Consider the following 8,189-nt stretch of genomic DNA (forward strand, 5'->3'; position numbering starts at 1 on the left):
AACAATTAAAGGCGTCTGGAAAATGGGTTTAAAAAAAGGATGCATACTTATGACCACCGCCCTTGCGGTATTGCTATTTGTGGGACAACCCACTGCCAATACCGCTGCTTCTGCGGACTTTGATGGGAATGGGGAAGTAGGTGTTCCCGACTTTTTGTTGTTTATAGATACGTTCGGATCGCGTCAAGGCGATGAGAAGTATGAAGCGCGATATGATCTGGATAGGAATGGAGAGATTGGCGTATCAGATTTTTTAATCTTTCTCGATTTCTTTGGTCAAGAAGTGGCTCCACCGTCACAGCGCGATGTATTGGTGGCTCTGTATAATGCAACAGATGGTGCCAATTGGACGAATAATGACAATTGGCTCACGGACAACGACATTTCTACATGGTATGGCGTCGGCGTTTCTGATGGTTCAGTGACAGCATTGTACCTATGGGAAAATAATCTGAGAGGAACGATTCCTCCCGAATTATGCCACCTGTCCAACCTCACTTACCTGGATCTTGGTGCCAATCCGTTGAGTGGTGAAATTCCACCAGAATTGGGCAACCTCACTAATCTCACCGAACTGCATCTTCCCCTGATTCATACGTTAAGTGGCTCAATCCCACCAGAATTGGGCAACCTCACTAATCTCACTCAACTGAGTCTTCACGATAATCAGTTGACTGGAGAGATCCCACCAGAATTGGGCAACCTCACTAATCTCACTTACCTGAATCTTGGCGGTAATCAGTTGAGTGGCGCGATCCCAACAGAATTGGGCAACTTGTCCAATCTTGGGTACCTGGACCTTGAACGGAATAATCTGACAGGAGAGCTTCCATCAGAATTGGGCAACTTATCCAACCTCGAAGCCCTGGAGCTTTGGGACAATCAGTTGAGCGGAGAGATTCCCGCGGAATTGGGCAACCTGACCAATCTTAGAAACCTGAATCTTAGCGAGAATCAGTTGAGTGGGGAGTTTCCATCAGAATTGGGCAACTTATCCAATCTCACTGGACTTTGGCTTGCTGGCAATCAATTGAGTGGTGCATTGCCTCAAAGTCTGACCGGACTGACAAATCTACAGGGCTTTCACTTTTGGAGTGATGGAGGTCTATGTGCGCCGTCTGATGCAGCCTTCCAGGCGTGGCTACAGGGCATTGAAGACCACGGCGGTCCAACTTGTTCGCAATAGGACGCACACGGATGTGGAGATAGGTCGCATCAATGATCAGATAAGGGTAGGCTTGTTCAAGCGGTCGCTCACGCCAGGATTTGATATCTGCATCCAGGTCTTGACATAGATCGGAGACCCTGAGACTTTAAAAAAGAGGTTCCACACAAGGCTTCTGTGATCTTTCGAAACGGTCAAGTCCACATAGAACCATATTCAAAGAGGTCATTCCCTTTGGGAATTTTTCAAGGAGGGTTGCTATGATATTGCGCGTTGTACTCGCTGTTTTGTGCTGGAGTGCGTTGCTTGAGGTAGCTCCGGCGAATGCCGATTTGCAACTGCCCTACAAGGCAGAGGGGCTGAGTAAGGAACAGGCGGCAGCGTATCTTTTGGAGCGCTTTGCCTTTGGTGCGCGGCCAGGTGAAGTGGAAAGAGTGGCGAAGATGGATCCCGAGAAGTGGCTGGCTCAGCAGTTGGCTGGCAATTTGCCAGATGCTGAGTTGGACAAAAGGTTGGAAGCGTTTCCCGCGTTGAAACTGACGCCGGCTGAAATGCAGGCAATCTATGTGCGAAATGGTCTGGTTCAAAGTATGATGGAGAAAGAGGGATTGATCGATCCCGCCGCAAAGACGTCTCGCAAAGAGATGAATGAAAAGACAAGCGCGTATCGCAAGAAGCACGGGTTGCGTTCCTATGGCATGCTTGCCAGTCGGGAGATTCGGGGGCAGAAAGTGATGCGGGCGGTGTATAGCGAGAATCAGCTCGTTGAGGTACTGACGGATTTCTGGTTCAATCACTTCAATGTGACCACGAGTGATGGTGCGGTGCGCAATCGCGCGCTTTCCTATGAGCGCGATGCGATTCGTCCCAATGTGCTGGGCAAGTTCCGCGTGATTTTGGGAGCGACGGCGAAGCATCCGGCGATGTTGTATTATCTGGACAATGCACAGTCGCGCATGGCGCCGCCATCGAAACGGGAGCAGGCAGAGCCTGAGAAGGAGGTGGCATCGGGCGAGATGGGTATGGATGGCGATATGGACGGTGGTATGATGAGCGGCGAGATGATGGGTGGTGAGATGGCAAAGGCTGTTGCGGAGCCAAATACACCTCCAAAACGCAAGTATGGTTTGAATGAGAATTATGCCCGCGAGTTGATGGAGTTACACACCCTGGGCGTGGATGGTGGGTACACGCAGCAGGATGTTACCGAGGTTGCACGCGTGTTGACCGGATGGGCTGCGATGCCTTATAACAATTCGAAAAATGTGCGAAAAAATCTCGAGAAGCAAATCGCAACTGGAAAGAAAAAAGTCATTCGTCAGGGCGAATTTTTATTTCACAAAGACTGGCACGACGACAAGGCCAAGGTGGTGTTAGGTGAGCAGTTCCCGGCAGGTGGTGGTATAGAAGAGGGCGAGCGCGTTCTGGATATGCTGTCTAAGCACCCTTCAACCGCGCGTTTTATTTCGACCAAGCTGGCGCGTCGGTTTGTAAACGATGAGCCGTCAGATGATCTTATTGATGAGATGGCAGAAACCTTTACCAAAACCGATGGGGATATCGCTGCTGTGATGGCTACGCTGGCGCAGTCCCGCGTGTTTTGGGCAGAGGCGAAGAAGCGCAGCAAGATGAAGTCGCCGTTAGAAGTAGTGGTGAGTTCTCTTCGCGCGCTGGAAGCCGATGTGAAGAATGCACAGCCGCTGATGCGCTGGTTTGACCGCATGGGCGAGCCGTTATATGGTTATTTGCAGCCTACGGGTTTTCCGGATTATGCCGAGTCGTGGGCAAATTCGGGTACGCTGATTGCGCGAATAAATTTTGGTATTCATCTCGCCACTGGTCGTATTAACGGGGTGACACTGAAGCAATTGCCAAAGGATAGCGCTGGCCTGACAACAGATGAGGCATTGGCGATGTATAGCAAGTTGCTGTTGCCAGCACAGGATACCAGTGCCATTGCGTCAGAGGTTAAAAAGACAGTTCCTGCAGATGCCGAACGCAAAGACGTTCAGGTAATCAGTATGTTGATAGGGTCGCCAGAATTTCAATACCGATGAAAGGTATTGAAGCGACGTATGAATATTCCGATGAGTTGGTGGCGAGATTGACGCCCGCCCGCAGAAAGATTATTCGTCCTATTGAGCCATCAAAACCACCGGTTATGCAAAGGAGGTCCTTATGACATCACCCAATATTGTCTTTATTCTCATATCGGACATGGGATGGCGCGATGTTGGCTTTCTGGGTTGTAAGACGCATAAAACGCCGAATATTGATCGCCTTGCTCACGGTGGCATGATTTTTCCGCAGACGTATTCTTGTGGGCCTAATTGCGCGCCTTCCCGTGCCAGTATTATGTCGGGCATGTACACACCGCGCCATGAGATCTATACACCTGGTGGTGCATCTAAAGGCGATGTTCGGCTGATGAAATTGATAACGCCTGCTCGCGATGCCGACTTAGAAGGCTTTCCTTCTAATTATCCAATAGCTCTCAAACCCGATGTCACTTGCATACCGCAAGTGCTCAAATCTGCAGGATACACTTGTGGTGCTATCGGCAAATGGCAACTTGGCAATGATCCTGAAGCGGGACCCATATCTAAAGGCTTTGATCACAATGTTGGTGGTCACCAGCGCATGGGACGCCATTTTAGCCCTTATAAAAATCCTGCTATGCGCGATGGTCCCGAAGGTGAGTATCTCACAGATCGGCTCACCGACGAAGCTGTTCAATTTATTCAAGACAATCGGGATGGCCCTTTTTTTCTTTATCTCGCCCACTGGGCACTGCATGCCCCCATTTTAGCCAAAGCTGATAAAATTGCCGCCTACGAGAAAGCCGAGCATCCCAACCCGCCTTATGGGGCTATGGTTGAAAGCGTTGATGAAAGCGTGGGTCGCGTGATGCAAACGCTTGACGATCTCTGCCTTGCAGACAACACGCTTGTCATCTTCTCAGCCGATCATGGTGGCATAGCCAAATACACCAATATGGATCCGTTACGCGGTGGCAAAGGCGCGCTTTACGAAGGCGGTATCCGCGTATCTACCTGCATGCGTTGGCCTGGTGTCATTCCTGCGGGCACAACATGCGATGTGCCGATCTACGGTATCGACTTTATGCCTACCCTTGCTGAAGTTACCTCCGGTACACTTCCTGAGCACCAACCCGTTGATGGTGAAAGTCTGGTTCCTCTTTTCTCTGGCGCAACATCCCTTGAACGCGATACCCTGTACTGGCACTTCCCTCTGTATCTTGGTGGATCTGATTGCCAAAATATCACGCCCTTGCGGGGTGGTCGCGCAGGCCAGGGTACGGGTTGGCGTACTGTGCCTTCGGGAGCCATCCGCAAGAGTGATTGGAAACTGATTGAGCGGTTTGATACCGGTAGTGTGGAACTTTACAATATTGCAGATGACATTGGGGAGCAAAATGATCTTGCCACTGATCATCCCGAAAAAGCCGCTGAACTTTTGAAGGATCTCAAAAATTGGCAACGCGATACAAAAGCCATTATCCCCAACGAACCCAATCCGTATTATGATATGGAGTACGAATTGCTCAACAATGAAAGAGATCAAGTATCCCTATATGAGAAAGCCCAATATTTTTGATTATTAACTCAAGTAGTGACGTAAAAGATTGCAAAATGTCCATGTAGGATTTATTAGAAATTGTGCCGGACAAATCTCACCCATTTCACAGTCCGGCCAGGGGAAACAGATAGTTTAGGCATACTTCTGTCTCCCCTCTAAATACATTCCAGAATTTTTGGAAATAATTATGTTTTGGGAAAGGTGGCAAAAGGGGATGCGAAAGATCGAAAAAGACCACAAACGTGAGATCAAAAGATGTGCCGATGTCGTGTAGATCTTCCCCAACCAGCAGGCCTGTGAACGACTAAAAATTCCCATACCACCGGGGCATTACACACGAAATGGAGGAGTAAAACATGAACCAGCCATTACTTATTGAACCCGAGACTGTAGTAGTGGACCGTAGCCCTACGCCAATTCCTCGCCCAACGATACTTACTATTTATTATCGCACCTCAGATGGTGCATTGTCTGCTGTAGCGTTCGGATTGTCCACGCATCAGGCAGATAAACTGGAGTCGGATTTAAGCCTAAAGAGGGGGGAAGCACCAACATCAGGGACATGAAGCATAAACATCCTTTTAGCTGGCATTTCTAACGACGCCTGAAACTTCGCCACTTCTTCCCAGTTTATAAAGCAAGGCAGGATGTTATGAATATGGACTATATCCAAGGACTCCCAATGGAATAGGAGCCAGGTGAAGGCATACCTGTTCTCGCTGATCCGAACATTGAGATTATTGAAGGTCACTTTTTGACCAGCAAAGTCCGAATGCCACTGGTGACGCCTTTCCCCAAAGGACCAAATACTGCGGAAATTTGGAGAACGGAAGAAAAAGGATCAGATGTCAACCTTATATGGATTATAGGCCATATACGGATGTTTTTATATAACTATTTATTAATCAATAACATAAGATCCAGTTTGGATTTTTTTGAGAGGTGTTTTATCAGGAGTTAGTCTTTTGCCTGATCTATCAAGAGCCTATGTACGTCAAACGGGACCGGCATTGGAAGCACATTACCAGTTTATTAGCGCACTCTGGTCGTAGATAGTGGCGTTGACCATGTGGTTCAATCTCTACCAGAGGCACAAATGGACCTGCCTGCGTTTGAGAGGGAACGGCTTCACTGATGCCGTATCTGAATCGTCCAGATGCCAGGTGGCAAACTATCCCAAGCCATAACACTACTGGCGACAAACTCGGCTTCCACTGTGTCTGGCACATCGCTATGAATACGAAACAACATGACGCCGTGAGGGGCGGACATACCGTCACGATGCACAAGGTCTCCAAAGTCCTTGTCATAAGTTATCAGCGCACGTCTTTCCCGCGTTGCCAATTCCAGCAGGTTGAGGTCTGCTTCACCCCGGTCAGTTTCCATCGCCCATCGCACATCATGGCCTGCAGTACGTAGCCGGATGACAACCTGATCTAATATATTTTCATCAGCCAGTATTCTCATCTATCGTTTGCCATCCATAATCGCATCAATATCCGCCCAGGTTACATTGGACAGCTTAGCACCAGTGGCGGCGTACTCCCGACAGGCCTGGATATCTTTCAGAGTAATGTGCGAATACCTGCGAATGATATCGGCTTCGCTGCGCCCCCCGTCCAGCAATTCCATGATCAGTTCCACTGAAATCCGAGTGCCTTTTATTGTTGGTTTCCCGGCCAGAATCAATGGGTCAGTGACGATGCGATCCTCCCAAATTGGATTCTTATTTTTCATAGCGCGTCTCCTCTTTTAGACTCTGGTCTCTGCAACCTCATTACCTACCCGAAGTATGTAAAAAGCCCCAGGTGACAAAGACAGTATATTCAGTTCTGCATGTTTTGTCAACGCGCCGCCCTCATCCTCCTGCTCACCACCTATGCCGTAAATCGCCTACTCTACCGGCTAAGGATCGACCAGTATGGGTTATACCATCCTTCTTTTATGGACGCTGATAAACTTCTATCGTAGTTATGGCGTTGTCCCGCTTAGGTGAAGTATTAAGGGCTTGTGTTTCAAGCCTATGATTGATGTCAAATCCGACAAATTGTCGGATTTGCGGCGGTGGATAATTCTTTCCAAATAAATATAAAAAATTTCTATGCTTACAAAAAAAGGGCAAATTTGACCACAAACTGCTATATGGAGGTGAAAGGGCAATCACGCCCACAAACTTCAACTCCAACAAGGAGGCAGTAACATGGCAACAGCAACAAAGAACACGCAGACATTCGCACCTTCAGTTCGCGTTGATGGCGACTACAAGGTTATTAAGATTATGAAGCGTGTGCCCAAACCGAACTGGAATGAGAAGATTAGAACTTCCGACCTTGAACAACTTAACGTTATAGAACTACACGATTTCGCAAAGAAAATTTACGTCGCACTCGACGGGGGAATAAGACAACGATCAGTTTTAGAGTGTTACAATATCGGTGTGACTTTTGGAGAACTAAAATCTCGAAATCAATTACTTTTCGGACATGGCGATTGGGAGAAAAAATTAAAAAGAATGGGGTTTAAAGACCCCAGATCAATACAACGTCATATGCGTCTTGCCAAAGGTTTTGACAAATTACAATTGAACGTTGACAAAGTGTCAAAAATAGTTGAATTTGTAAATAATTAACCACCCCTGTTGCTTCGGGAGCAGGGCGCGAAGCCGTATAGAGTTCTATACGGCTTCTGCATTTTGGAGATTTAATGAAAACAAATGTCTATACGGAAGAAAAAGGATCAGATGTCAACCTTGCTGTTCACCTATTAAACGATGCTCATAACAAGGATTATGAGGTTGCTATTGTGGTATCAAACGACTCCGACTTAGGGGAGGCTATCCGCATTGTGACTCAAGATATAAACTTGAAAGTAGGTGTTGTATTCCCTGCGGGTGCGATTGATCCGCGTACTGGCACTCGATATAAACTCCGAAAATCACAAACGCTTCTAAAATATGCCTCGTTTATACGTCAAATTAGACCTGGTGTTCTCTCACTTAGTCAACTGCCTAATACATTGACTGATGCGAATGGCACTTTTCACAGACCACCAGAATGGAAATAAAGCCTCTAACCTTTCGGCACTATTCTACATAATCCCCAGCCTGGCTTAAGGGCATTGCAACTACCAGTGGCTCAAATTGCTCGGAATAGAACGCACTCGGACGGACGATAAATAGCACGACCTGCATAAACGGCTATGAACGGAGGTGCTACTTAACATTTTTAGACTCAGGAACCTGAGGTAAAACAAAAGGCCGTAAGTGCTGTTCATCTACAGCAAAATTTACGGCCTTTTAAAAATGAAATTGCCCTACTGATGCACTCACTGAACTTTTTACTGTATGGGACCACTTCCCCATCCATCACTCCTGTTTTTACCGACCGAGAAGTCGTGCCTTTGGCTGAAATTGAACGCCGCTATA

General features: G+C 47.6%; 8 protein-coding genes. 5 read left to right on the forward strand and 3 right to left on the reverse strand.

The window, feature by feature from the left end; translation table 11 throughout:
• Positions 1-22: 22 nt before the first annotated feature.
• The gene (locus F4Y39_18140) at positions 23-1,186 is read left to right on the forward strand and encodes a hypothetical protein (GenBank protein MYC15648.1); all 1,164 of its coding nucleotides are present in this window, start codon (positions 23-25) and stop codon (positions 1,184-1,186) included.
• Here the strand turns inward: F4Y39_18140 and F4Y39_18145 are convergent.
• Positions 1,002-1,283, reverse strand: a complete 282-nt coding sequence (locus tag F4Y39_18145; protein MYC15649.1) for a hypothetical protein — start codon at positions 1,281-1,283, stop codon at positions 1,002-1,004. The genes F4Y39_18140 and F4Y39_18145 overlap by 185 nt on opposite strands.
• Positions 1,284-1,425: 142 nt before the next feature.
• Between F4Y39_18145 and F4Y39_18150 the strand changes: the two genes are divergently transcribed.
• Positions 1,426-3,222 (forward strand): DUF1800 domain-containing protein, encoded by a 1,797-nt coding sequence (locus F4Y39_18150; GenBank protein MYC15650.1) that lies wholly within the window; start codon positions 1,426-1,428, stop codon positions 3,220-3,222.
• A 121-nt stretch (positions 3,223-3,343) separates the two neighbouring features.
• The gene (locus F4Y39_18155) at positions 3,344-4,783 is read left to right on the forward strand and encodes a sulfatase (protein MYC15651.1); all 1,440 of its coding nucleotides are present in this window, start codon (positions 3,344-3,346) and stop codon (positions 4,781-4,783) included.
• 1,110 nt (positions 4,784-5,893) lie between these two features.
• On the opposite strand, the gene F4Y39_18160 is transcribed toward F4Y39_18155, so the two are convergent.
• Positions 5,894-6,232 carry a hypothetical protein gene (locus F4Y39_18160; GenBank protein ID MYC15652.1) on the reverse strand — a complete coding sequence of 113 codons (339 nt, stop codon included), beginning with the start codon at positions 6,230-6,232 and terminating at the stop codon, positions 5,894-5,896.
• A complete protein-coding gene (locus F4Y39_18165; GenBank protein ID MYC15653.1) occupies positions 6,233-6,502 on the reverse strand; it encodes a DUF433 domain-containing protein in 270 nt (89 codons plus the stop codon). It lies immediately after the preceding gene.
• Positions 6,503-6,965: 463 nt separating this feature from the next.
• On the opposite strand from F4Y39_18165, the gene F4Y39_18170 reads away from it, so the two are divergent.
• The gene (locus F4Y39_18170; protein ID MYC15654.1) at positions 6,966-7,394 is read left to right on the forward strand and encodes a hypothetical protein; all 429 of its coding nucleotides are present in this window, start codon (positions 6,966-6,968) and stop codon (positions 7,392-7,394) included.
• 74 nt (positions 7,395-7,468) lie between these two features.
• Positions 7,469-7,828, forward strand: a complete 360-nt coding sequence (locus F4Y39_18175) for an NYN domain-containing protein (protein MYC15655.1) — start codon at positions 7,469-7,471, stop codon at positions 7,826-7,828.
• Positions 7,829-8,189 lie beyond the last annotated feature (361 nt).

The sequence above is a fragment of the Gemmatimonadota bacterium genome, assembly GCA_009838845.1.
GTDB lineage: Bacteria > Latescibacterota > UBA2968 > UBA2968 > UBA2968 > VXRD01.